Annotated in this window: 25 protein-coding genes; 3 read left to right on the forward strand and 22 right to left on the reverse strand. The window is 36.6% G+C overall.

All coding sequences use genetic code 11. From position 1 onward, the window contains the following. Positions 1-12: 12 nt before the first annotated feature. Both WC614_00485 and WC614_00490 read right to left on the reverse strand, forming a co-directional pair. The gene (locus tag WC614_00485) at positions 13-2,811 is read right to left on the reverse strand and encodes a kelch repeat-containing protein (protein ID MFA5031470.1); all 2,799 of its coding nucleotides are present in this window, start codon (positions 2,809-2,811) and stop codon (positions 13-15) included. A gap of 185 nt (positions 2,812-2,996) precedes the next feature. Next, positions 2,997-4,220: a MiaB/RimO family radical SAM methylthiotransferase gene (locus tag WC614_00490; protein MFA5031471.1), complete on the reverse strand. Its 1,224-nt coding sequence runs from the start codon at positions 4,218-4,220 to the stop codon at positions 2,997-2,999. Between the two features lie 220 nt (positions 4,221-4,440). Here WC614_00490 and rpsO point away from each other — a divergent pair, with 220 nt between their 5' ends. From rpsO to apt, 3 genes are read left to right on the forward strand one after another with little or no spacing between them, the layout of a single operon-like run. Beyond that, positions 4,441-4,710, forward strand: a complete 270-nt coding sequence (gene rpsO, locus WC614_00495) for a 30S ribosomal protein S15 (protein ID MFA5031472.1) — start codon at positions 4,441-4,443, stop codon at positions 4,708-4,710. 28 nt (positions 4,711-4,738) lie between these two features. Then, positions 4,739-6,790 carry a polyribonucleotide nucleotidyltransferase gene (locus WC614_00500; GenBank protein MFA5031473.1) on the forward strand — a complete coding sequence of 684 codons (2,052 nt, stop codon included), beginning with the start codon at positions 4,739-4,741 and terminating at the stop codon, positions 6,788-6,790. 46 nt (positions 6,791-6,836) lie between these two features. Then, on the forward strand, positions 6,837-7,349 hold the full coding sequence (gene apt, locus WC614_00505; protein ID MFA5031474.1) for an adenine phosphoribosyltransferase: 513 nt from the start codon (positions 6,837-6,839) through the stop codon (positions 7,347-7,349). Positions 7,350-7,375: 26 nt separating this feature from the next. On the opposite strand, the gene WC614_00510 is transcribed toward apt, so the two are convergent. The 20 genes from WC614_00510 to murG form a co-directional block, all read right to left on the reverse strand. After that, on the reverse strand, positions 7,376-8,767 hold the full coding sequence (locus WC614_00510; GenBank protein MFA5031475.1) for an MATE family efflux transporter: 1,392 nt from the start codon (positions 8,765-8,767) through the stop codon (positions 7,376-7,378). Between the two features lie 32 nt (positions 8,768-8,799). Then, positions 8,800-9,495, reverse strand: a complete 696-nt coding sequence (locus WC614_00515; protein ID MFA5031476.1) for a type III pantothenate kinase — start codon at positions 9,493-9,495, stop codon at positions 8,800-8,802. 2 nt (positions 9,496-9,497) lie between these two features. After that, positions 9,498-10,286, reverse strand: coding sequence for a permease-like cell division protein FtsX (locus WC614_00520; protein MFA5031477.1), 789 nt, complete (start codon positions 10,284-10,286; stop codon positions 9,498-9,500). Continuing rightward, complete coding sequence (locus WC614_00525; GenBank protein MFA5031478.1) at positions 10,283-11,320, reverse strand: DUF1464 family protein; 1,038 nt, start codon at positions 11,318-11,320, stop codon at positions 10,283-10,285. Before WC614_00525 ends, WC614_00520 begins: the two co-directional genes overlap by 4 nt. Positions 11,321-11,329: 9 nt before the next feature. After that, positions 11,330-11,869: a nucleotidyltransferase gene (locus WC614_00530; protein MFA5031479.1), complete on the reverse strand. Its 540-nt coding sequence runs from the start codon at positions 11,867-11,869 to the stop codon at positions 11,330-11,332. After that, positions 11,866-12,066 carry a hypothetical protein gene (locus WC614_00535; protein MFA5031480.1) on the reverse strand — a complete coding sequence of 67 codons (201 nt, stop codon included), beginning with the start codon at positions 12,064-12,066 and terminating at the stop codon, positions 11,866-11,868. Before WC614_00535 ends, WC614_00530 begins: the two co-directional genes overlap by 4 nt. Positions 12,067-12,083: 17 nt before the next feature. Beyond that, the gene (locus WC614_00540) at positions 12,084-13,091 is read right to left on the reverse strand and encodes a radical SAM protein (GenBank protein MFA5031481.1); all 1,008 of its coding nucleotides are present in this window, start codon (positions 13,089-13,091) and stop codon (positions 12,084-12,086) included. Next, complete coding sequence (locus WC614_00545; protein MFA5031482.1) at positions 13,091-13,747, reverse strand: ATP-binding cassette domain-containing protein; 657 nt, start codon at positions 13,745-13,747, stop codon at positions 13,091-13,093. The genes WC614_00540 and WC614_00545 overlap by 1 nt, the downstream gene beginning before the upstream one ends. Positions 13,748-13,749: 2 nt before the next feature. Continuing rightward, complete coding sequence (locus tag WC614_00550) at positions 13,750-14,685, reverse strand: transketolase family protein (GenBank protein ID MFA5031483.1); 936 nt, start codon at positions 14,683-14,685, stop codon at positions 13,750-13,752. A gap of 10 nt (positions 14,686-14,695) precedes the next feature. Further along, positions 14,696-15,439 carry a ZIP family metal transporter gene (locus WC614_00555; protein MFA5031484.1) on the reverse strand — a complete coding sequence of 248 codons (744 nt, stop codon included), beginning with the start codon at positions 15,437-15,439 and terminating at the stop codon, positions 14,696-14,698. A gap of 30 nt (positions 15,440-15,469) precedes the next feature. After that, complete coding sequence (locus WC614_00560; GenBank protein MFA5031485.1) at positions 15,470-16,852, reverse strand: phosphomannomutase/phosphoglucomutase; 1,383 nt, start codon at positions 16,850-16,852, stop codon at positions 15,470-15,472. Positions 16,853-16,866: 14 nt separating this feature from the next. Next, positions 16,867-17,946, reverse strand: coding sequence for a Holliday junction branch migration DNA helicase RuvB (gene ruvB, locus WC614_00565; protein MFA5031486.1), 1,080 nt, complete (start codon positions 17,944-17,946; stop codon positions 16,867-16,869). Continuing rightward, complete coding sequence (locus WC614_00570) at positions 17,947-19,584, reverse strand: T9SS type A sorting domain-containing protein (GenBank protein MFA5031487.1); 1,638 nt, start codon at positions 19,582-19,584, stop codon at positions 17,947-17,949. 35 nt (positions 19,585-19,619) lie between these two features. Beyond that, complete coding sequence (locus WC614_00575) at positions 19,620-20,177, reverse strand: Omp28-related outer membrane protein (protein ID MFA5031488.1); 558 nt, start codon at positions 20,175-20,177, stop codon at positions 19,620-19,622. A gap of 36 nt (positions 20,178-20,213) precedes the next feature. Then, positions 20,214-20,408 carry a hypothetical protein gene (locus WC614_00580; GenBank protein ID MFA5031489.1) on the reverse strand — a complete coding sequence of 65 codons (195 nt, stop codon included), beginning with the start codon at positions 20,406-20,408 and terminating at the stop codon, positions 20,214-20,216. Continuing rightward, a complete protein-coding gene (locus tag WC614_00585) occupies positions 20,401-20,910 on the reverse strand; it encodes a hypothetical protein (protein ID MFA5031490.1) in 510 nt (169 codons plus the stop codon). Before WC614_00585 ends, WC614_00580 begins: the two co-directional genes overlap by 8 nt. Positions 20,911-21,055: 145 nt before the next feature. Next, positions 21,056-22,297, reverse strand: coding sequence for a cell division protein FtsZ (locus WC614_00590; protein ID MFA5031491.1), 1,242 nt, complete (start codon positions 22,295-22,297; stop codon positions 21,056-21,058). Between the two features lie 21 nt (positions 22,298-22,318). Next, positions 22,319-23,662, reverse strand: coding sequence for a cell division protein FtsA (gene ftsA / locus WC614_00595; GenBank protein MFA5031492.1), 1,344 nt, complete (start codon positions 23,660-23,662; stop codon positions 22,319-22,321). Between the two features lie 76 nt (positions 23,663-23,738). Continuing rightward, positions 23,739-25,154, reverse strand: coding sequence for a UDP-N-acetylmuramate--L-alanine ligase (murC, locus tag WC614_00600; GenBank protein ID MFA5031493.1), 1,416 nt, complete (start codon positions 25,152-25,154; stop codon positions 23,739-23,741). A 35-nt stretch (positions 25,155-25,189) separates the two neighbouring features. After that, positions 25,190-26,320 (reverse strand): undecaprenyldiphospho-muramoylpentapeptide beta-N-acetylglucosaminyltransferase, encoded by a 1,131-nt coding sequence (gene murG, locus WC614_00605; GenBank protein MFA5031494.1) that lies wholly within the window; start codon positions 26,318-26,320, stop codon positions 25,190-25,192. Positions 26,321-26,367 lie beyond the last annotated feature (47 nt).

A 26,367-nucleotide genomic window follows, 5' to 3' on the forward strand; every position in this document is an offset into this window, starting at 1 on the left:
GCTTATAGCCATTTAATTATTATTTATTAATGTAAATTTCCCTTTGTTTTGTATATTTTTATATTGAACAGAATAGAAATAAATTCCCGATTTAAGCCCATTTAACTTAACATTTTGGACTTTAAAGTTATTTGCTCTTAACGTTTTCACCAATCTACCAGAGCAATCATAAATATCAATAGTAGGACAAGTTTTTTCTGCAGTATCAAAAGCCCTTAAGTCGAAATTAATAATCCCCGTACTTGGATTTGGGTATATTGTTATTTTAGAATTTTGTTCGCTGAATTTGGAATTTGATTCTTCTTCCGTTCCTGCACAAGCCTGATACCATTTGCATGGTATACCATTTACAATAGACCACACTCTATAATAGCCCGCAGCAGTATCCGGGAAATCAACATCCGTATGCGTTTTATCCCAGCTATGGCTTGATGGCATATACATCATCTCTCCGCCACCGTTGCCTTGCCAATTACCACCGCCAATTCTTACAAACGACATAATCGGGTGGTCAGAAGAAACTATATGACAATGATTGCCGCCATCCGCTTCAGAATAATCCCTAAAAAGAGTACCTTCTATATGCATAGAAGGAGATATTTGCGTAACCGCCTTACAATTTGTTATTGTTGACTGCCATTCCGAACGATACCCGAGTCCGACATCATATCTGTTAATTGAGCTAATATCCGTTCCTCCCGCATCTTTCCCGCCTATCATTAAAACGTATGGCTTATCAGAAGACACAAGCGTAGAAGTATTATAATGTCTTCCGGAAATAGTTCCTTCTGATTTCCATTTGTGAGTAGCAGGGTCATAAACTTCCCATGTTTGAACATCACTCGTCCCGTTATATCCGCCTATTGTTAATATAAGCCCGGAATATAATAAGACCGAATTATGCCGGTATCTTGCATTATTTAAAGAAGTTTCTGAACTCCATACACCGGTTGCCGAATTATAAACCTCGCAACTCGCTAATGCTGTGCTGCCATTTGTTCCACCGACAACAAGAACATTCCCGGACTGCAGAAGAATGGAAGTATTTGAATATCTCGCATTTGTCAAGCTACCTGTACTTGTCCAGTTAGTGGTACCCGGATCCCAAATTTCACAGGATGTTATAGCTCCGCCTGATGACTGTCCGCCTACGACAAGCACTCTTCCATCAAATAACAAAATGGCGGAATGATATGCCCGTGAATTAGTTAGACTATTAGTAGTTGTCCAAGTATTAGTATTCGGGTCATATATCTCGCAGGAATTCAAAAAACTTCCGCCTGACTCTCCACCGGTTACAAACACTCTACCATCTTTCAATGATGTAGTTGTATGATTAAATCTTGCATACTCGAGACTATCCGTCAAACTCCATGTTCCCGCAGTTATATCATAAAGCTCGCAGGATTTCAATGTTCCACCGAAATTTCTACCACCTATCGTTAATACTTTTCCGGAAGGCAATAAAACTGTCGCATGACAGGTTCTTTCTATATTTAATGAATCAGTAAGATATGCTATATCTAAATTATAATTATAAATTTCGCAACTTTTCAAAATACCCCCGACGTTTTCTCCGCCAACAACAAGAACATTTGTCGAACAAGTAGCAGTATGTATAATAGGAAGGGGGGTTGCCGTATGACAAAAACGAGCAATATTTAAGGGCATTCTTGAATCTACTATTCCATTTGATGGGTCATATATTTCGCACGAATAATTTAACCCGTAACGATTGACCGCAAGGTGTTGCGCAACACTATCGTGTCCGCTAATTGCCAATATTTTACCCGTATAAAGCACTGCAGCCGGGAAATGAGATCTGCCCCATCGAGTTGCATATTCAAGCGAGTCAGTAAGTCTCCAAACCCCGGAATCAGGTTCGAATACTTCACATTTTTTTGTTGAAAGGGTAGGTAAATAATCGTTGGCTCCACCCATTATCATTGGTTTTCCATTTGGAAGTAATACCATGGCAGAAGCACTTCTTGGTATAACATTTAAGTTGCCGGTATTGGTCCAGATACCGGTATTCGGGTCCCATAATTCCGTTTCTGCCCCTCCAAAAGTTCCACCTGCAACAAGAACTTTATCCCATGGCGTACGCAGGTATATTCCCACGCTTGCTCTTCTCCATCTATTTAGTGACCCCGTATTCGTCCATGTTTGCCCTACAGGGTCATAAACATCACATTTAGTGCTGTCTTTTCCGCCTATTAAAAGAACTTTTCCGTCCGGCAATATTAATTCTACCATACCACTAGTTCCTTTTTCGGCACTGTGATGAAAAGTACTTGCTGCCGTAACACTTATATTTTTTGTGTTCCAATCATATAAAATACAGTTTTGAGTTGTATCCCGCCCGACTATCAAAATTTTTCCATCTTCAAGTAATGTTCCACAAGCTCGCCACTGCCATCCACCAAAACTATAACCAGCACTCCATGTGTTAGTTGCAGGATCATAAATAGAGCTATTCCCGGCATTATTTACCCACAAAACAGTTCCATCCGGTAATAACATAGCAAGGGTATGTTCCCCCCCGGTAGTTAACGCTCCTTGTACCCATTTACCGGTCGCAGGACTGAACACTTCATAATTTTGAAATCCGTTGCCCGACCAGGTACCTGCCCAGATACTACTTGTTGTATCAATTTCCATGCCGGATATTGTTATAATCCTGCCATCCGTAAGCATTGCGCTTTCACTTCCCGAACGCCAGGTATTTACATCACCGGTTCTGCTCCATTTACTTCCTTCTATAACAACCGAAAACAAAATCAAAACAGACAATAAAATGTACTTACGCATAATTTCCTCCCAACTATGTTATGTTAAAATAACGTAATATATTATATATATGTTAATTCTTTTCCCTATTTGTCAATAACTTTTTAAGCGTATACACAAATTCTGAAAAATTGTTTATAAAATATAAGCGGATTACAGAAAAATCAGAGATGAGATAAAAAACAAGATTTTATTTTTTATAAAGATTAAATTTCTACTATTTGTCCGTAAGTCTTTTGTTTATCTATTCTTTCCAAACGGACATTTACAAAGTCATTTAGCTTTTTGTCGGACGAGAAAAAGACTTTTATATAATTTGAAGTTATACCCGTATATTCTTTACTTTTCGTATGTTTTGCATTTTCAATATGAACTTCGAGTGTTTTATCTATGAGATTAGCTCGGAATTGTTCCCATTTCTTTTCCCCGAGTTCGTAAATCAACTGACTTCTTTGTTTTTTTGTTTCATCCTGAACTTCATCCTTAAACTCTAATGCTTTTGTCAGGGGTCGTCTTGAATACCTGAATACGTGTAGTTTATCTATTGGCAATGTCGAAATCAAATCGTAAGTATTTAAAAATTCTTTTTCTCCTTCACCCGGGAATCCCACTATAATATCCGTTCCGATAGCAACATCAGGGATATTTGATTTCAATTTTACAATCAAATCGGAAAACCCGGCAGGAGTATACCAGCGATTCATTGATTTCAGAACTTTTTCGTCTCCGCTTTGCATAGGTATATGAAAATATTTTGAAAACTTAGAAGAACCGGCAACAAAATTTATCAATTCGTCGGATATTCCAATGGGCTCTATTGAGCTTAATCCCACTCTATGAACATCGGGAATTTGTTCAACTGATTTTAACAAGTCAACCAGTCTATCGTATTTGCCGAGGTTCGTTCCTGTAAGAGTAAATTCTTTAAACCCGTTTTCACGAAGTCTTTCCACTTCAGAAATTATATCTTCAAAATTTCTATTTGAAGGTTTGCCTCTAAGATGTGGGACTACACAATAACTGCAAAACTGGTCGCATCCTTCCTGCACTTTTACGAATGCCCTGCTGTGTCCATAAAAACTCTTTATTCCTGAAATCAGAGGAGATTTGAGATAATCGGTAACTACTTTTTCAAAAGAAGGTTCAAAAAATAATATATTTTTTACGTTCTTTAATTCTTTTTCAATAAGCTTTGCACCGCATCCCGTAACGATTATATTCATTCCTTGTTTTGCCTGGTGACGGATAATATTTCTGGATTCCCTGCAGGCTTTTAAGGTAACCGCGCAGGTATTAACGACACAAATCTCCGAAGCGGAATCTACGGATTGAAATCCTGCAGACTCAAAAGATTCCCTTAGCCATTCCGTATCATATTTGTTTAAGCGACAACCAATAGTCTTAAAACTTACCTTTTTCATATTTTCCATTTGTTATACTATAATCCATAGACATTAAAGTCAATGAAAATTAAATACAAGGATAATTTAGTCGTTAATTAAAATGGTTCAAAATTATAACGCAAACAAGTAATCGCTTAAATCAGAAAACGGAAAAAATAGAGTTACTGTTTGAAGTATTCCCACAGAAAAGTAATAATTTATTAAAAACTTGTTGACATAGTTATAAAAATACTTAACATAAAACATTATGTTGGAAAAAGCAGATAAAAAGAAGTTGGTGAAACAATTCTGTATCCACAAAGAGGATACTGGTTCCCCGGAAGTGCAGGTTGCTCTACTTTCAGCTCGTATAAGCAGCTTGACCACTCATCTTAAAACTCACAAAAAAGATGTGCACTCCCGACGCGGTCTTATTATTATGGTATGCAAAAGAAGAGGTTTGCTGAAATATTTATCCAAAGAAAGACCCGACGACTACCAGAAACTGATAAAGAAATTGGATATTAGAGGAATTTAACTGTTTTAACCCCAAAAAATAAAAATATATGGAACTTAAAATTGGTGAGAATGTTATACATGTTGAACCTAACAAGGTAGCAAAAACCGCGGACAGTTCTTGTCTTCTGAGATGTGGAGACACCATTGTTTTGACAACCGTTTGCAGAGCGTATTCAGAACCCGAAACTGCCCAGAATTTCCTTCCTTTAACCTGTAATTACCTCGAAAGAAGATATGCCGCAGGTATGATACCCGGAGGGTTTTTCAAAAGAGAAGGCAGACCTACAGAAAAAGAAACGCTCACATCAAGACTTATGGATAGACCGGTTCGTCCTTTGTTTCCTGAGGGATGGACAATACCGGTTCAGATAATTTCTACCGTTCTTTCCGCAGATAAAGAAAATGATGGCGATATTCTGGCTATGCTGGGAACTTCCTTTGTGCTCAAACTATCAAGCATACCATATACAAAACCATTTGGCAGCGTAAAAGTAGCTTTTGTTAATAATAATTTTGTACTAAATCCTTCTATGCCACAAGCCGAAGAAGCTTCACTTAACCTCACGGTCGCCGGAACGGAAGAAGGTCTCACTATGATTGAAATGGAAGCCAAAGAAGTTTCCGAAGATAACGTAGTAGCCGGACTCAAGGTTGCTATGGGCGCAATAAACGATATTCTCAAATTCCACGAAGAACTAAAAGATGGCACAAGAGAGTGGACTGCTCCCGTAAGAACAATAGCCGAAGCCAGAACTGAAGTATTAGCGGAATTCGGCAAACAAATTGAAGATGCACTTAAAATCAAAGAAAGATTCCCAAGAGGACAAAAACTTAGCGAAACTTATAAACAAATAGTTAAAAAGTTCGGCGAAAAATATCCTGCTTCCGAGTTAAATGAAGTTTTTGACTTATACCAGGAAGAAATATTAAGAAACCAAATCATTAAAAATAAAACAAGAATAGATGGAAGAGGACCTAACGATATAAGACAAATTACCTGTGAAACAAGTTTATTACCCCGTGTGCACGGCTCAGCTTTGTTCACAAGAGGCGAAACTCAATCTTTATGCACGGTTACTCTCGGGACAACAATTGATGAACAAAGAATAGAAGAACTAACGGGTGAAACACGTAAAAGCTTTATGCTTCATTATAATTTTCCTCCTTTCTCCGTTGGAGAGGTTGGCAGACTTAACTCTCCCGGCAGAAGAGAAATAGGACACGGAGCTCTTGCTGAAAAAGCATTGCAACAAGTTATTCCTGTAGCAGAAAATTGTCCATACACAATAAGAATAGTATCGGATATTCTTAGTTCAAACGGAAGTTCATCAATGGCAACGGTATGCGGTGGGTCATTAGCTTTAATGGATGCCGGAATACCTATAAAATCACATGTAGCGGGAGTTGCCATAGGCGCAGTTGAAGACACCGTGCTTATAGATATATGTGGTGAAGAAGACCATTTCGGAGATATGGATTTCAAAGTAGCAGGAACAAAGGAAGGAATAACTGCTCTTCAATTAGATGTTAAAAGTAAAGGAGTAAGTGTTGATTTTCTTGAAAAAGCTTTAAAACTTGGCAGAGATGCAAGACTGGCAATACTTGATAAATTAGTAGCAGCATTACCGGCAGCTAAAACAGAAGTAAGCGCTTATGCTCCAAAAATAAGTATTATAATGATTCCTAAAGAAAAAATAGGGCACGTAATTGGGCCGGGCGGAAAAATCATCAGAGACATTATAGAAAAAACAGGTGCCAAAATAGAAATATCGGATGATGGAAGAGTAAGTATATCTTCGGATTCCTGGCAGACAACAGAGACAGCTAAAGCCATCGTAGAAGGTATAGTTGAAGAAGTAGCCGTAGGTAAAACTTATCTTGGAAAAATAAAAAAGATATTGCCTTTCGGTGTAATAGTTGACCTTTTACCGGGAAAAGAAGGAATGATTCATATATCCCAGCTTGCCAATTACAGAGTTAAAACTCCTGAAGACGAAGTTAAAATGGGAGAAGAAGTGCCTTGCAAAGTAATATCCATTGATGACGACGGCAGAATACAGTTGTCAAGAAAAGCGCTCCTTCCACCTCAGCAGAATTAGTCCTCTTTTCCATTAAGTACCTAAAAATAAACTAATAGGGGGTAATATGGAATTAAAAAACTTAATTCGTTCCGTTCCCGATTTTCCTAAAAAAGGAATATTGTTTTGTGATATCACAACGCTTATAAAAGACAGCAAAGCATTTAATTATGTAATCGATTCCATATGCGAACATTATAAAGGCAAAAAAATAGATAAAGTAGTTTCTACGGAAGCTCGAGGATATCTTTTTGGCGGGGCGCTTGCTTACAAATTAAACGCAGGAGTTATACCTGTCCGTAAACCCGGGAAGTTACCTGCGGAAGCAATAAAAGAAGAATACACACTTGAATACGGAACAGATGCTCTGGAACTTCACAAAGATGCAATAGAAAAAGACGAAAATATCCTTGTTTTTGATGATTTACTCGCAACAGGCGGGACTGCGCTCGCATCCTGCAAGCTTGTAGAAAGGTTAGGCGGAAAAATAGTAGGGATCTCTTTTCTTATTGAACTTACCGAATTACCCGGGAAAAACAAGCTTAAAGATTACGATATCTTCTCTTTAATCAAATACTAGTAGGAACTTAGTCGGCTTTATTCTTTTTAGTCTTTCTCTGTTATTACTGCCGTTTCAGGCATTGGGTTATGCGTTACTATGACTTTTGTTCTCCATCTGCCGGAGCGATAATACCAATAATTAAGCACAAGTCCAACAAAAGTACTGATTAAGATTGCAACCCATATTCCGTATTCTCTCATAGTAGTAAATTTAGTAAGGGCATAAGCAAGCGGGTATCTAACACCAACAAATCCGATTAAGCCAAAAATCAGCATATACATCGTGTCTCCTGCCCCGCGGACAACTCCCTGCAAAGCAAACATTACCGAAAAAATAAAATATGTAAAGCTTACTATCCTTATGTACTCCTTTGTAAGAACCAACACCGAATTTTCTTTTGTAAAAAAAGATGCTACCTGTATAGGGAAAGTATAGAAAATAATAAAAAACACCAGAGACATTGCCAAAGACAACAAGATAGAAAGTTTTGTAATTTCTCTTACCCTATCATACTTTTTTGCGCCTAAATTTTGCGCCACCATAGAAGATACGCTCATCCCGATTGCCATTGCAGGCATAAAAGCAAGTTGGTCAAGTTGCATTCCAATTCCATAAGCTGCAGTCATCTGGACACCAAAAGTATTTACAAGTGACATAATAAGTGTTCCGCTCAATGATACGACAATCATTTGCAGGGAAACCGGAATACCGATAATAAATATTTTACGCCATATTTCTTTATCCAGAGCGAAATCCCATTTTCTTATATTCAATAAAGGATGTTTTCTCAGGACAAAAAAGTATGCCACAAAAAGCATTATTATACTGGAAATTATAGTACCTAACGCCGCACCTGTTATACCTAAAGCAGGAAAAGGACCAACACCTTTTATTAAAACAGGAACAAGAGTTATGTTTATCACGCTTGAAACTATCAAAAGATACAACGGAGTTTTTGCATCGCCAAGCCCGCGTAAAACTCCGGAAAACCAATTATACCCAAACATAGGAACAATCCCTGCAACCATTATAACAAAAAACGTATGCGCATCTTTTCTTATTTCCGGAGGAGTATTAACAAGTGTTAGTAAGTTTTCACTAAAAATGATTCCAATTGCCGATATAACAACACAAATCAATCCGGTCCCAAGAAAAGAATTCGTCAATACTTTAGAAAGCAGTTTCATATTTTTTGAACCGAAAGCCTGTCCTGCAAGTATAGTTGTGGCTATAGTAAGTCCTATCATAGCCGATAATAGCAAAAAAAATATCGGCATAGTTACCGATACTGCAGCAAAGGCTTTGTGTCCTATTAATTTTCCAACCCACATAGCATCAACTATCTCATACATTGCCTGTAGTAAATTCGTAAGCAGCATAGGAACAGAGAAATGAACAAGTTGTTTTATAACGCTTCCCTCTGTAAAGTCTCTCATTTTAATTAAAATATTAGGGATTAACTTCTTGTTTATATGGAGCAATTAAGCCCATACAGTGTAAGATATGGATTATACTGAAAATTCAATAATTTCGCGAGCTTCTCCCCCATACCACCTGTAACCACAAAATGCGGATTAAACTGCTTCTTTATGTCATTTGTTAAGCCTTTTATTCTGTTATATTCTCCCCAATAGACTCCCGATTCTATGCATTCTTTTGTAGTCCGCTGAAGTATTGTTTTTAAATTGGTTTTATTTATATCCTCTATTAACGGGAGAAGTGATGTGGAGTTGTGTAATGCCCTAATTCCTGTTTGTATTCCCGGCAGGATAATTCCTCCAACATATTTATTATTTTTATCTAAAACATCTATCGTAGTTGCCGTTCCAAAATCAATAACGCATACAGGCGTTCCAAGTAATTTTTTACCTCCGAGCAAATTTGCTATCCTATCCGCTCCCATGGAAGGATAACTTCCATTTAATAATTTTGGAGTTATAAATTTGGGTATTATCCCGTAAACAGCTTCTAGTATACCTATAAACAATTCGTTTTTATCCGGTACAACGGAAGAAATAATTATATTTTCAGGTTTTTTTACAGGAAATATAGCTTTAAAGTCTACAAGTGTTTTATGGGATATTCTTAACGGATTTGATAGTTTTTCTTTAACAAACGTTCCGAGCAATATATTGTTGTTGCCAATATTTATGCATAAATTCATTCTTATATTTTATTTATTAAAAGCACAATTAAAGTCAATACTCCAATTGCTCCGACAAAGCTAATCATAAAAAATAATGGCAAAAATACGGTTATGAATTCATTACCTACAAAATATTGCATTACTATAAATTTATACCCGCAATAAAGAAGTCCGATAGAAATCACAGCGAATATAACATTCCACAACAAAGTTTTCCAGCCGAACCTAAATTTTAATTTCCAGTTTGAAATCCCGAAATCTTTCAACACTTTTATTTCTTCCCTATAAAATATTATATTATTATTTATTCCTATTATCACTATAAACAATAAAAAGCAAAACAACAGCAAACCAAATCCCAGAGAAAGCCAGTCGAAATAAACATTTATTGTATTTAAAGTACTTAGCCATTTTTTTGAATAAGTTACATTAGTAACTCCAGAATAATTCAACATTGCAGAAGATAAATTGGCGATAAAGTTGCTATTTTTATAGTGACTTGGAAGAAACACAATTTTGAACGATGCAGGGAACGGATTTCCCATAATATCATTAAGCAGGGACTTTGCGTTATTAAAGCTCTTATTAAATTCAATCATTGCCTCATCTTTGGAAATATACACAATTTCATCAATCCCTGGATAACTCTCTATTATGCTTCTTAATGAGTCAACATTTGCTTCTTCCGATAAGAACACGCGGAATTCCGCACCTTTATACAAGTTATTTATTTTGTTGAAAATATTAACTCCAAGCATAATAAAGACTGCGCTTACAAATATTATCAAGAAACTCAAAAACCTGTTCATCTTTTTACCTCAACTTTCATAGTAACATAATCATACATAGTTCCTTTTGCTTTTTTTAGTTCAAGGCTTTTTATCAAATCCGCATATTTATCACCAATCAAACCTCTTCCTAATAGTACTGCTCCTTCTGCACCTTCCGAAGCATTTTTTGCTTTTCTCGTCAATATAAATACTTTTCCATATTCAGATAATCTCTTTTTTAATTCTTTCTGGATTACCTGGATTCGCGCAAGCCTTCCGGAAATAATTATCTCTTCGGGGTTGGTGGTAACGGTAAGAGCAGCAACATCTTTAACCGCGGATTCAATTACGGTTTCCCAAACTCCTTTACTTTCAACAATTTTCTCAAGTTCAATTTGTTTCCCTGTTAGTTGACTTATTGCTCCTCCCGTAAAAACGACTTCCTGGTGTTGTTCTTTTATGCGTATTGCAAGTTCGGCATCTACTGCGCCAGGAGATAAAAATCCAGAAAACCCTGAAGTTCCGCCAAGCCCGTCCACAACTTTACCGTTATTTATTCCTATAGCCGCAGTAAACCCGTATCCTACTTCCAAAAATATAAAAGAGCATTTAGAGTAGGGCTTTTTATTTCTCAAAGCACACTGTTCCAAAGCTAATGCAGTGCAGCAAAGTTTATCCGCAGTTCCCATATCAAGTTTATTTGCTTTTCTGTAAGCGGGGACTGTCTGCAGATGAATAACACCGGGAGTAAAATAAAGAGGTAATTTATTTTTCTTTGCAGAATAAAAAAAGCTTTTAATGGCGTCATTTACAGGCACTTTCCCACTTTTTCTTGGTAGCATAACGTCGAAATCTTCTTCGGAAGCATTACTAATAGAAGTAACGGGCAATCCATAGCCCGACGGGCCAACTAAAGCGTCAAAAGGCATATAGTCGGTTACTATTTTGACTAATTTATTCATATCTGAAACTATTTCCTGTGTAGGGAACATTTCATCCAAAAATATTTTATCCCCGTCCATTCCCAATACGCTGAACCCTTTTGTTCCGGGGTCTATACCAACTACTTTCATTGTTCCCTCCTATTTAATAATAACCAGTTTATCAAAAGAAGCTGGGAAATTTTTTCCAAATTTTTTCAACCAATATTTTATATATTTTTTATCAATTTTTGGATTTTTTAAGATTATTGTTTTTACATCTTCTATATCTCTTTTCCTACCGGCAAAAATTTTATGTATTATTAAATCCTCTATTGAAGCAAAATTTACAAAACCTGTATTAATTTTTATCTTATTTACTCTCTTTATAGCTTGTCTTTCATACACAGTATATGAAAAAATAAAATCAACTCTTATACTATTTTTTACATTTTGAGTTGGTAAAACATAAGTTTCTTTAACAAAAGATTTAACATTTTCACACAGAGCTTTAAGCCCTATTTTCTTCATTATATCTATAATTTTATCTAATTCATCTATCCCTATTCCAAGTGTTATATCAATATCTTTGGTCAATCGTGGTTCTCCGTATAAAAGAACTGCTTGTCCACCAATTATCATATACGGGATACGTGTTTTTTTTAATATATCAGCAATTTTTACTATAAATTTGTCCATCATTTACGAGAATTAAGGATTTTGGCAATTTTTATGTCTACTTCAATGCCATCCAATGGATTCTTTAATGGTAATATCCCCAATGCTATTGCCTCTTTTAACAACGAATCAAAAATTTTCAAATTTTCAACATAAGAAAGCTTTTCTTTTTTCAGTAGCTCGCGTTCAAATTTTTCCAACAATTTTGGATTTTTAACCATATTATTTTATGATAATTTTACAAATCTTTAATCGGGCAGACGATATCCGATTCCAACCAATCATTCGTCAATGCGTATGCGCGGGACCTGCATCCACCGCATATATCCAAATGTTTACATTCAACGCAAATGCCTTTTCTGTTAGTTTTTTTATTTATGTTTAATATAAATTCCGAGTTTAACAATTTTTCCCATACGTTAATAATACCTTCTTTTGCATTTCCGACGACATAATTTGCAAAAGTGCAGGGTTTTAAATCACCGTTTGGTTCCATAAACAAATATTCCCCGAATACACAACCATTTTTTTCCGAAACTACGATTCTGCTTTTTTTACCCGTATCTTTTTGCCCTACTCCCCACTCTTTGCAAGCCGCCTTAAAAAAGGGTTCATCAAAAAAGAAATCCACTCCATATTTACCGGAGGATTCTGTTGTCATTAAAATAGCTTCTTTATATTCCTCAGAGGAAAGCAACTTAGTTTTATAGCTTTTTGTCGGTTTTAATCCGATTATGTTTATAAGACCGGCATTTATGTCTTTTGCCAACTTAAACATATCCGGGATACTTTTATAATTATCTTTTGATAGAACAAAATTTATCGCGTGCAATTTTCCGGTTTTAGCAAGTTGTTTTGCAGTTTCGGTTACCTGTTGGAATTTAGCACCCCTTCGTAATTTTTCATAAATTTCGGGATAAGGCGAATCAATGGAAATCTGGATTCCAACACCTAATTTCAGAAGTTTAACCATATTTTCTTCCGTTAATAATGTCCCGTTCGTAATCATACTCACATCAAGTCCGCCCGTTGTCAGTATGCTAAAAACTTCCCATATTCCTTTTCTTGTAAGAGGTTCTCCGCCTTCAATAATAACCCATTCGGGTTTAAGTTCTACCAATTCGTGTGCTACTTTGAGGATAAGAGATTTCGGCAACTCTGCTCTTGTCATACCCCTGCAATGCAGACAATTGAGGTTACATTCTTTTGTTATAGCCCAATCAAAAAGCAAAGGTCGTTTTTTCATCAGTCTTCCACCTTCCAGTCTTCTATTTCGGAAACTTCTTTTTTATTTATTAATTCTTCTATAATTTCGCCGTTTTTCAAACTTATTCCTTTTGTAAAATACTCCGGCACGGATTTGGAAGTAGTAAAAACAATAGTCGTCCCAATCAAATGCAACTCATTAAATAAAGAGAGAACGAGCTCGGATTTTTCATTATCCAGATGTTCCATAGGTTCATCCGCTAATAATACCAACGGCTCTTTAGAAACAGCAATCCCGATTTTAAGCAACTGGCGTCTCGAAGCAGGCAGTTCACAAGCTTTTAATTTGGAAAACTCGCCGAGTCCTAATTTATCAATAAGTGTAGAGACTTTATTTTTACTGTATTTACGGTTTAATTTCAGTGGTATGGATAAATTAGAAATAACGTCTTTATTGTCAAACACCCCGCCATCCTGCGCAATAAAACCTATTTTTTTCTTTATTGAAGCTTGTTTTATTTTGTTCTCGAATAAACTTATATTTCCTTTATCAGGCTTTACAACACCATAAATCAATTTCAAAATAGTAGTTTTCCCTGCACCATTGTGTCCCAGAATAGCAAACCAGTCATTCTTTTCTATTTTGAAATTTATGTTTTTAAGATTAAATTTACAAACGTCTTTAAGTTCTATCATTTTTATTTTTCTAAAAAGTCTTTTATCTTTTGTGTAATGTGTTTCGCAGTCAACCCGTACTTTTCGTACAAATCCGATGCTGAGCCTGATTCGCTAAATCTATCCTGCATACCGATTCTTAAATGTGGTATAGGTTTATACGATAAAATTATTTCTGCGACCGCATCACCAAGTCCGCCTATTACTGTATGGTCTTCACATGTAACGAAAGCACCGGTTTCGTCACAGGCTTTCATAATGGCAGATTTATCTACAGGTTTAATGGATGCAAAATCAATCACTCTTGCAGATATATTCATAGCTTCCAATGATTTCTGTACTTGGAGAGCTTCAGCGACCATCATTCCATAAGTACCGATAGTAACATCTTTACCGTCCGTCAATAAATTTGAGGAACCCAATTTAAATTCATAACCTTCTTTATAAATTGGCGGCAACAGTTGTTTCAAAACTCTTACATAAAAAGGTCCTGGTTCCTTAGCAACAGCGTGAATAACTGCTTTTGTCTGTACAGCATCGCAAGGGGCAACTACTTTCATCCCGGGTAGAAGTCTCATTAATCCGATATCTTCAATTGCCTGATGAGAGTACCCGTCAGGACCTACACCAAGACCTCCGTGTGTTGCAACTATTTTAACCGGTAATTTTTGATATGATATAGATAATCTTATCTGGTCCCATGCTCTTCCCGTAGCAAAAACTGCAAACGTTGAAGCAAAGACCGTTTTCCCGCAGCTCGCCAATCCTGCCGCAGTGCAAATCATATCTGCTTCTGCTATTCCCATATTGAAAAACCTTTCCGGGAATTTCTCCCGAAACATATACGTATGGGTAGAAGCAGACAAATCCGCATCAAGAACTACGATATTCGGGTCTTTTTCTCCAAGTTCAACTAAAGCTTGACCATAAGCCAATCTTAACGAACCAAGTTCACTCATTTTTCTCCTTTTAATGATGATGAGGAAACAATAAAATAGTCATAATTCCTGCTATTATAAGTAAAACCTGTATAACGGTATCCCCCATGCCAACTCTATCTTGCAATCCCGGTATCAGATCTCCTATTGCTATATATAGAAAACTTGCCGCACCTATTGCCATAATGTAAGGGATAAGAGTTTTCATAGTCCCGAGCATAAAATATCCTCCGATAGCCGCAGGAATACTTACAAGAGAAGAAATTAAGTTATACAATACAGCTTTTTTTCGTGAATAACCGCTATGAAGAAGAATAGCAAAATCGCCAACTTCCTGGGGGATTTCATGCCCGATTATAGCTATACCCGTTGTTATTCCAAGCGGGACAGAAACTAAAAACGCGGAAGCCAATACAACACCGTCAACAAAATTATGAAAACTATCTCCTATCAAAATAAGCGGCCCGGTTTGAGAATGGATATGGCATTCTTTGTTATGGCAATGACGCCAAATTACAAGTTTTTCAAGAATAAAGAACAAAATAATCCCGACAAGTATTGTCATAAAAAAAGAAATACTATCAATACTTTCCAGAGCTTCCGGTATTAAATTTAAAAACGCTGCTCCTAATAAAGCGCCTATGGCATAGCTTACCAAACTCGGCACTATTGATTCCCTTATAGTTTTCGGGAAAAGCAAGAACAAACTTGCGGCAAGAACCGAACCGACGCTTCCAATAATAACAAATAAAACAAGAAAAAACAATTTTTCCATTATTTTTAAGAAATCTTTTGCATAAACATACTATGTTTTTTTCAGTAGTTCGTTCAGTTTTCCCATTATCTCGGTTTGCATTTCATTCAATCTTTTTTCTGTCTGGGCTTCAAACCTCAGCACTAACACGGGTTGAGTATTTGAAGCACGTACAAGTCCAAACCCGTCATCAAACTGTATTCTCACGCCATCTATATCTATTATGGGATATCGCCCTTTGAAATAATTTTTCAGTTTTTCTACTATTTCAAATTTTGTTTTATCATCCGAATCTACTCTTATTTCAGGAGTTGAGAAGTAGGATGGGATTTCATTAACTATTTCCGATATAGGTCTTTTGTCTTTGGACAATATTTCCAGCACTTTAATGCTTGCAAATATGGCATCATCATAACCATAGTAGTTATGCGCAAAAAACATATGTCCCGACATTTCACCTGCAAGCGGGGCATTTAACTCTTTCATTTTTGCTTTTATCAAAGAATGCCCTGCTTTCCACATAACGGGATTTCCGCCCAATGATTTTATATATTCCACTAATCCCTGCGAACATTTAACTTCAAATATTATGGATGAACCGGGTTTATCTTTGAGGACATATTTTGCAAAAACACCCAGCAATTTATCTCCCCATATTACGTTTCCCAATTCATCAACTACACCGATTCTATCGCCGTCTCCATCATATCCAATTCCAAGGTCTGCTTTTGTTTCACGCACACGATTTACTAACTGGGTCATATATTTTGGAACTGTCGGATCGGGCAAATGCGCAGGAAAATTCCCATCCGGGACACAATTTATGCATTCCACATCGCATTTCAATTCTTTGAAAATCTGCATAGTAATTGGGCCACAAGTACCATTTCCAGGGTCTATAATAAATTTACTTTTTGGGTTAATGTCTATTTTTGTTTTAATTAAATCTATATAATCTTTTACCGGACTGAAATTAGTTAACGTTCCTTTCAATGTTGTTTCCTGTTTTTCGTGTTCCAGCTTTTCCATACATTTCCTGAGATTTTGTATTTCGTCTCCATAAATAGTTTCTTTCCCGATTAAAACTTTAAAACCATTATATTCTTTTGGATTATGACTGCCCGTAATCATAATTCCGCCATCGTAATTATACTTAAAGACAGAAAAATACAGCACAGGTGTCGGCACAACTCCTACGTCGGTAACATCCAGATTTGAATCAATAAGACCTTTAATAAGAGATTTTGATATTCTATCCGAAGATAAACGAACATCACGCCCCACACCAATTTTTAATTTTGATTTTTGATTTTTGATTTTTGATTTTACATACACTCCATAAGCTAATCCAAGTTCATATACAATGTCATCCATGAGTTCCGTATCCGCAAGTCCTCTTATATCATACGTTCTAAATATATCCGGGTTAAACATTTTACTCCTTTCTTTTATTTTTCAAATAATCCACCTGATGCGGGTTTCATTTTTTTACCAAGATGTTCGTAAGCAATCGGGGTAGCTACTCTTCCTTTGGGCGTTCTTTTTATGAACCCCTGTTGTAAAAGATACGGTTCAAACATTTCTTCTATAGTTTGGGGATCTTCGCCTATTGAGGCACCGATTGTTCCCAATCCTACAGGTCCACCCTGGTATTTATCTATTATTGTGTTAAGTATTTTTTCGTCCATTTCATCAAGTCCTCTTTCATCAACGTTAAGTTGTGTAAGAGCATATCTTGTAAGTTCAAGATTTATTGTGCCGTCGCCTTTTACCTGAGCATAATCTCTTATTCTTTTTAACAATCTGTTTGCGATTCTTGGTGTTCCTCTTGCCCTGCGCGCAATTTCATAAGCGCTTGCCTTATCTATTGACGTTTCCAAAAGTTTTGCGGTTCTCGTTACGATAAGTTCCAAATCTTCCGGCGAATAGAAATCCAACCTGAATGTAAGTTCAAACCTTGACCTCATTGGCGCGGATAGAAGTCCTGAGCGGGTTGTTGCACCGATTAAAGTAAACGGTGAAAGATTTAGTGTTACAGAACGTGCGTTTGCGCCCTGGTCAATCATAATTTCTATTCTATAATCTTCCATTGCGGGATAAAGGTATTCTTCCGCCTGTTTATCGAGTCTATGTATCTCATCAATAAAAAAAGTATCCTTAGATTTCAGACGTGTTAATATACCGGCAAGGTCTCCGATTCGTTCAATCACAGGTCCCGAAGTAGGTATAATATCGACGCCCAATTCATTTGCTATTATATAGGCAAGAGTAGTTTTTCCGAGTCCCGGCGGGCCAAAAAATAAAACATGGGTAAGGGGTTCGTCGCGGGATTTGGCGGCCTGGATAAATATTGATAAGTTTTCTTTTAATCTTTCCTGCCCGACAAAATCTTCAAGTTTTTTAGGTCTTAAGGAGAATTCGACTTCCTCTTCACCTGCTATTCTTACGGGAGTCGTCAATCTTGCATCAAGTGTTTCTCCACCCAAGTCAGCCGGGATTGAATTAGTATTTTCTATTTTTTCGTCCATTTATTTAATTTTCACCAATTTTTTTATTAGTTTATAATCCGCCGATTTGACTTCTACAAAATAAATACCTGCAGGACAGGTTTTAGGCGACCATACTAAACTTTTAGACGATTTATTTAATTTGTCAACTTTATATACAGTTCTTCCACTTATATCATAAATCCGTATTTCCGTTTCTCTATCTTTTAGTGCTACATGGTAACTGACCACTGTTGAGTGTATAAAAGGATTTGGATACACTTCTAATTTTGGATTTTGAAGTAAGGATTTAGGATTTTCTTGCGTTCCTATTTTAGGAGTAAATTCTATTCCGATTGAGTTTAGTATTGGCGTTAAATCAGAGGTTGGGGTAGCGAATTTAATCTGATACTGGATATATCCTTTATTGTTAAAACTATCAGGTATTGTATCTCCGGAATTCGTTATGCGACAAGAATCTACACCATACATATCTTCCGTAGAATTTGTTCTTATCCAGACTTGCATAGTTCCGGTATTGAAAGATGCATCCCATGTAACGTGTCCGTAATCAACGTTATTTGAGGAGTCTGCTCTAAGCACCGATGATTTAAACGAGCCTGAAGTAAAATAACCTGCATTTGAAACCCTGCCGCTACCAACTATTCCCGAATTAGAGCCAAGATACAAAAAACCATTCGAAGTTTGCATTATGGAATATATGGCGCTTATCTGGACATCTATTTGTTCTGAAGTCCAACTTGTGCCATTAGCGGATTTATATAAATAACCGCTTAATGTGCCGGTTCCCGCATATATTATATTATTATCTCCCTTGAATAAAGAATAAATGGAATTTGCATAAGTCAATTTTTGTGTTGTATCCCAGCTAACACCTTTGTTACTGCTTTTGAAAACTTTCCCCGAATCAGGGCCTGTCCCTGCATAAACAACGGAATCGCTTATAGCAAGAGAATAAACCACTCTATCTATATGTGGAAACATTGTCGTATCAAAAACAAGGCCGTCCGTGGATTTAAATACTCCTGAAATCGTATCTTTTGTAACGACTCTACTGCCGCCAGCATATAGATTATTCTCGGAATCTTCTACAATTTCCCATATTCGTATTCCATTGTTAACGGTTACGGCTGCCCACACGTCACCATCCGATGATTTATAAATTTCCCCGTCTCCCGTTCCCGCATAGAACGTACCGTTTTTTGCAATAAGCAAAGTATTCACGGGTTTAGTTAAATTCGTAGAATTCCAACTTGTAGTATATTTGAAAACACCGGCATCAGTTCCTGCGTACAAAATAGTATCCTGAATTATCAGGCTATGAACCCAATTACAGGAAGGCATGTCCATACTCGTCCAGTTGTTTCCGTAATCCGTAGTTTTAAAAACAAATCCTTTAAGCGCAGCGCTATCGCCACCGGCATAAAGCACGCTATCGCAAGCATTAGTAAGAGCCCATATATTTGTGACGCCTTGAAGTTGTCCCGTATTTTGCCATCCAGCGGGAGCGTCAAGTAAAATACTTCCCGAGAGTCTTGAACAATTTACATTTTTTTTGTTAAAGAATTTTGTAGTATCCGACCATAAAAGCTGTCCACTTCCGCCGTACCAATTAGTTTGAGACCACAAATTCAACGCAAGAAAATAAAAAACAATCATAATAAGGATCCCTCTATAAATTTAACTAAACAGCTTTACCACTTATATCTTGCTACCTGGTATACTTCTTTAGAGCTTCCCTGGATAAATACGACAATACTGCAGTTACTAGTATTGCAACTTGGGCCAATAAAAAAAGCTTCCATTTCGTCAAGCGAACCATTAGCCGGTATGGATACCGATTTTCCGCTTGTATAGGGAAACATATCTCGCACAACATTATAGAAAGTACTTCCCGAATAAGCAATATTAGTTTCAACAAGCACAATATACATAGTTCCGGTTATCGCATTACCTGTCGTATTCGTAATATGAACTTTAACTGTCCCACTTTTAGAAGAAGCAGCGTAAGAAGACCCTCCGAGTCCAATTTTAAGCGGGATTGCAACAACTTTCCGAGTATTAAAATCCGCTCTGTATGTAGCGTATGGATAAGCGCCCGCTCTTGGCAAAATTCCATCACACTCAGTAGTAGGCATTCCCATCGATCCTGAATAAAATCCACTTCTTATATAAACCGAGCCACAAAAAGGATCTCCCTGTCCAATATGAAAGGCAAGAACAATCAATGAATCTTTTGCTTCATTTTCCAAGGTTTGCAGCGCACTCGCTGTAGGAGGACATGATGGTCAGCCTGTTCCGGTAAATTCTTCTATTAATACGGTTCTATAAGAAGCGCCTGTGGTCGTCCCGTTTCCGTTACCGTCTCCACCATTATTAGTGCTATTCAACGGGTCATACGGATTATTTCTCGTTCTTTTACAACCAACAACACCAAAAAGAATAAATGGGACAAGAATCAAACAAAAGACTTTATTATTCATAAGTCCTCCTCGCGCATAAAACTATACCATTCCCCTGAGGTTCCAAATATAATCCATATTTTTTTACTTTTTTATAATGTTTTTTTATAGCTTTGGACGATGGTTTGGACAGAAACATTGCATCCGCAACCGAGTATGCATATATACCTGCCATAAGCACAAAACTTGCTATACTCATTGTTCCGTAAGAATTTGATTTATTGTAATGACTGTCAAATTCCGCGGGTGTAGCGGTAGAATCCAGCCCCTTATACTTGCTGTACTCACTATTACTGCTTACCATAAATATTAATCCCGAAAGTAAAGTAACGGCTTCCCCACCCATTATTCCATAAGCCTTCATTGTTTCGCCTTTTTCCAATTGAGGTAATCCCGGGATAAACATTTTACTATCCATTGCCGGTACGGTAGAATTACTTTTCGCGAAACAGGAATTTGTAAAAACTCCTGATTGTGCGATAAGAATAGATAGACAAAAAACATAAAATATTTTTTTGTTCATATTTTCCGTTCTAACACTTTCATAATATAGTATTTTTCTTTTAACGGTCTGTCAATATTTTTTGCATAAAAGAATTTCGCACTTCTATATTCAAAATTTTCTGATATATTCAGAGAAGCGAAGCAAAAGCGGGTGTTTTTTAACGTTATCCGTTTATCGATATGTTTCTTCTTTTAAACGCCGGTATTTTCAAGTTTTCTTTTTCGTTCAATCTCTTTTCTTCCTTTATTCCGCCTGCAATCAAAGTCACTTTTATTTCATCTGATAATTTATCATCTACTCTTATTCCAAAAATTATGTTAGTATCTACTTTTGTAGAATCTTTTATTAACGACAATATTTGTTGAAATTCCTGAGGTGTTATGTTGTTCCCGCTTGTTATATTGAAAAGCACTCCCGTTGCTTTTTTTATTTGTTTTTCACTCAGACTGGAAAAACTCAAGGCTTGTTTTACCGCTTTAAATGCCCTATCTTCGCCTTTTGCTTTGCCTATACCTATATTTGTTTCTCCACGTTCGCCTATTATAGAACATACATCTGCAAAATCTATATTTACCTGTCCCGGGTATAAAATAATTTCGACAAGTTCCTGGATTAGTTGAGCTAAAACTTTATTAGCTTTTGTAAACAAGTTTTCCTTATATGAGTCTGCAAAAGGGAGTTTTATATCAGGCACATTTTCTTTTTTAATCGGTTTTTCCATAGAAAAATCAGAAGTATTCATTGAAGAAAAAAGTTTATCATTTGGTATGGTAATTAGAGCATCTGTATATCTTTTTAATTTACAAATACCTTCGTTTGCCTGTTGTTGTCTTACGTCACCTTCAAGATAAAAGGGTGTCGTTACTATACCCACGACAAAAGCCCCTTCTTCTTTAGCTATCTGGGCAATTAAAGGGGATGCTCCCGTTCCGGTTCCTCCACCCATACCACATATTATGAAGACTACATTTCTTTCATTATAAGGGCTATTCTGTATAACTTGTTTGGCAGCGGACACATTTATTCCTGGGTATCCACTCACAAGGGAAGGGAACTTTATAATTTCCTTTACGTCTTCATAATTTTCTTCCATAGCTTTTTTCCCGACATCGGGTTTACCGCCTGAGCCCAATCCGCTTGTAAGTTTTATTCCTATTTGAACTTTATACATCGTCTTTGCGGTATTAAGGTCTTGTTTATCAGTATTTATAGTAACAAAATTGACTTCGGGCATACTATGAAAAGCATTTCCTTTCATCATAAAGTTAACAGTTTTACAGCCTGTACCGCCGATCCCAACAATCTTAATTCTACAATTATTATTAATTTCCGGGCGCACGGAAGGTTTTTCTATAAACAATTCTTCCTGATTTTTAGGCGGCAAATCCGCTAATTTAAATCTCATTTTATTAGTCTACGTCTTTTATTATTCTACGAGCCATTTCCTCATTTTTGAGCCTGTTTTTTGGAACCAATTGGCTCCTTCAATTTTTCCCATTTTCTTTTCTTTAGACCTGCTCGTTTTATCCCGGAAATCTTCTCCGTTTTGCAATCCATAAAGTATGAGTCCAACTGCCGACGTATAAGCAGGATCTTTCAAGGCATCGCTTAACCCTTTTATATTACAGGGGAATCCAACTCTTGCCGACATTTCAAAAATTCGTTGTGCTAAACCGTCTATTCCCGACATTTTTGCGGTACCACCCGTAATTATGACCCCGGCAGGCGTAAAATCCGCATAATCATTATAATTGTTTTCCGTTATTTCTTTTATTTTTCTGTTAATTGAACCAAATATTTCTTCTACTCTCGGAGCTATAACTCTTACAAGTTCTTTTCTCTCTATATTTTTAACCTGCCCATTTGCTAAGTTCCGTCCACCCGGTACGCCTACAACGACTGTTTTTAAAAGGTTTGCCAGGTTTATGGTTTCATCCGGTGTCATTTCCGAACGAGCCATTCCGTATTTTATTTTTAATTCTTCTGCTTCTCTTTTGGATATTCCAAAAGCAATTGCTATATCATTAGTTATATAATTTCCTCCAACATCAATACTAAAGACTTCTTTTATTTTACCATTCGAAAATATTCCTACTTCGGTTGTTTCCTCTCCAATGTCTACCAATATATAACCGAGCCCCCGGTCTTCTGCTTCCAGTACTCCATAAAAATTAGCGATTGTCTGCAAAACCAAACCTCTAATACCAATTTTTGCCCGTTCTGCGGATTTATAAATATTTTGCACACCCATACTTGACCCGCTTACTATATATATTTCCGCTTCCAATCTATTCCCGGTCATTCCTATCGGATTTTTTATACCACTTTGTTCGTCTATAATAAATTTCTGAGGGATTGTATATACTATTTCTCTCCCGGGTGAGCTTTTTATTGCTTTTGCCTGTTCTTTCACTTCAATTACGGCTTTTCCGGTTATTTCTTTCCCCGGGGTTGAAATCGGTATTACACCTCTTACGGTTTCTCCTTTTATATGAGATCCTCCAATACCAATAAACAATTCATTTAATTTAACTCCTGCTTTTTTTTCTGCTTCCGCGACTACCGTTCTCATTCCCAACGCCATGCCTTCAAGGTCAATTATCAACCCGTTATTTAGGGAGGAAGTTTCTATGCTTGCATCTCCTATAATTTCCAATGCTTCTATCCCGGTCAATGCATTTTCTTTATCCGTATTAATCGGTATCTTCGCAACTAAACAGGTAATTTTAGAATTCCCAAAATCAATTCCTGCAATTAATTCTTCCTTCATTTTACCTCTCTACCATTATTTTAGTTCTCATATATCAGAGGTAGGAGTCCGCCTGAGGCGGATTTCTACCTGCCACTTATTTAATTAACTCAGGATTCTTAATAATCTCTTCCCCGAATTTGTAAATATCGCCTGCACCAACGGTAAACAGCGTATCTCCTTTTTTCAGATTTTTCTTGCACCATTTTAACAAATCGTCTTTGCTTCTCATATAATACATATTTGAAAATCCGTATTGTTTTCCTGCATTTATAATGAGTTCGCTTGTTATACCTTCAACGGGTTTTTCTCTTGCGGGATATATGGGCATTATTGCGACCAAATCCGCATCTTTAAAACTCTGCCCGAATCTATCCGCCAACTTTTGTGTTCTGGAAAACAGGTGTGGTTGGAATATCACAATAACGCGTGAATCGAAAGTTTTTCGTGCGGCCTCTAACGTTGTTTGTATTTCCGCAGGATGATGGGCATAATCATCCATTATGGTAATTCCGTTTGCATTCCCCTTGAATTCAAATCTTCTCATAGGACATGAGAATTCCGCCACAGCCTCTTTAATTTTTGCCATTGGAATTTCCAATTCCATTCCGACCGCGATTGCTCCGCAAGCATTGAGTATATTGTGAATTCCCGGCATAAAAAGAGTAAACTCTTCAGGAGCGTTACCATTATACTGAATCGCAAATTTTGAAGGAAACATCTTAAATTCTTTTACCATATCGGGGCCAACTGCATTTCCAAGTTGATACTGTTTTATTTTTATATTCGCTTCCTGGTTAAACCCATAACTTACATATCTTTTCTTTATTTTTGAAAGTATCAGATTCACGTTTATATCGTCTTTACATATAATATTGCACCCATAAAAAGGCACTAAATTGGCAAATTTTATAAATATTTTCCTTATTTCGTCCATATCTTTATAATTATCAAGGTGATCTGCATCAATGTTTGTTATAACGTTAATAACGGGCGTAAGTTTAAGAAACAGTTTATCGCTTTCGTCTGCTTCGCACACAAGGAATTTGCTATGTTTACTGAGTCTGACATTTGCGCCTATAGCTTTCAGTTTTCCGCCGACAACTATAGTCGGGTCAAATCCTGCGACTTCAAGTATTTTTCCCACCATTGAAGTCGTGGTTGTTTTTCCGTGTGTTCCGGCGATGGCAATACCCTCCTTCATTCTCATAAGTTCCGCAAGAATTTCTATTCTCGGTATACATGGGATTCTTTTTCTTCGAGCTGCACGGACTTCCGGGTTATTATATTTTATTGCCGAGGAATAAACTACTACGTCTGCCCCTTTTACATTTTCTTTATTATGACCTTCAAAAATTTTAATTCCTATGCTTGATAAACGCTCAGTTACGGCTGAACTTGCATTATCGGAGCCGGTTATTTCATAACCTTCATAATTTAATAATTCAGAAATGCCGCTCATTCCAGCTCCGCCGATCCCTACAAAATGTATACGTTTTATGTGTCTAAACATAGGGTACCTCCTTTCTTTGTGCAATTTCAATTATTCTATTTGCTATTAATGTTGTTAGAAGTTCTTATTTGTTCTTTAGAACTTCTTATAAAATTATTTTTTCTACTTCTCTGTGCAATCTCAATTATTCTATCCGCTATTAATTTTGCCGCATTACTTATTTTTTCTATTTTTTGTTCACAATTTATTTTATTATGTTTTTCGGCAATATATTTTTTTATTTCCTGCGCAAGTTTTTCGGGTGTAAGTTTTGGCTCCGGGATTATTCGCGCCAGACCGCGTTTTTCAAGTAGTTTTGCATTTTTCATCTGGTGTTGTTGAGTTGCATACGGGTAGGGGATAAGTATTGCCGGGATATTAGTTGCCATTATTTCACCAATAGTTAATGCGCCCGACCGTGAAACTAGAATGTCCGAATTGCCATAAACACTTCCCATATCATTAATAAAGTTTGATATATAAACATTATCCGATTTCCCCTCATTGTTAGTGTTTCCCGTTTGCCATATAAATTGGAAGTCTTTTCCTAAGAGTTCGATAGTTTTGGGCATAACTTTATTTATAGCCTGAGCTCCTCTCGAACCTCCGAAAACAAAAACCGTAAATTTATTTTCTTTCAGACCGAAATCTTTTATATTTTTCGTACACATAGTAATTTCTTTCCTGACCGGGAATCCACCGATATGGACTTTTTTTGAAGGCAGGTTTTCTTTTGCGCAAGGGAAAGCCGCCCATATTTCGTATACAAAAATTGATAATATTTTTGTCGTAAGTCCCGGGATGGAGTCTATTTCACTAATTATAGTTGGAATCCCCAATAAGGAAGCGATAAAAACGCAATTAAACGAGCCAAAACCTCCCGTTCCTATTACCCCGTCGGGTTTTTCTTTAAGCAATATTTTTACTGCCTGAACCAAGGCTATTATCAAGAAAATCGGAAACATTAATTTAGCTTTCATTTTTTTTCCAAGCAGTGGTCTTTGTGATGTACTTTTAAAACGGTATTTGCCCGATATTATTTTCTTTTCCAATCCGATTTGCGAACCAACCAATAAAACGTCTACATTTTTTTCTATTAATTCATCCGCTATTGCAAGTGCCGTGCATATATGCCCACCGGTTCCACCCGTTGCGACTATTATTTTTATTTTATTCTTTTCTTTCATTTTTTTTATTAGTTAGACTTTGCCACGCAGGGGCATTAGTCTAACTT

The sequence above is a fragment of the bacterium genome (assembly GCA_041649255.1).
In the GTDB taxonomy this organism is placed as follows: Bacteria; Hydrothermota; UBA3073; order JACQXS01; family JAQTXJ01; genus JAQTXJ01.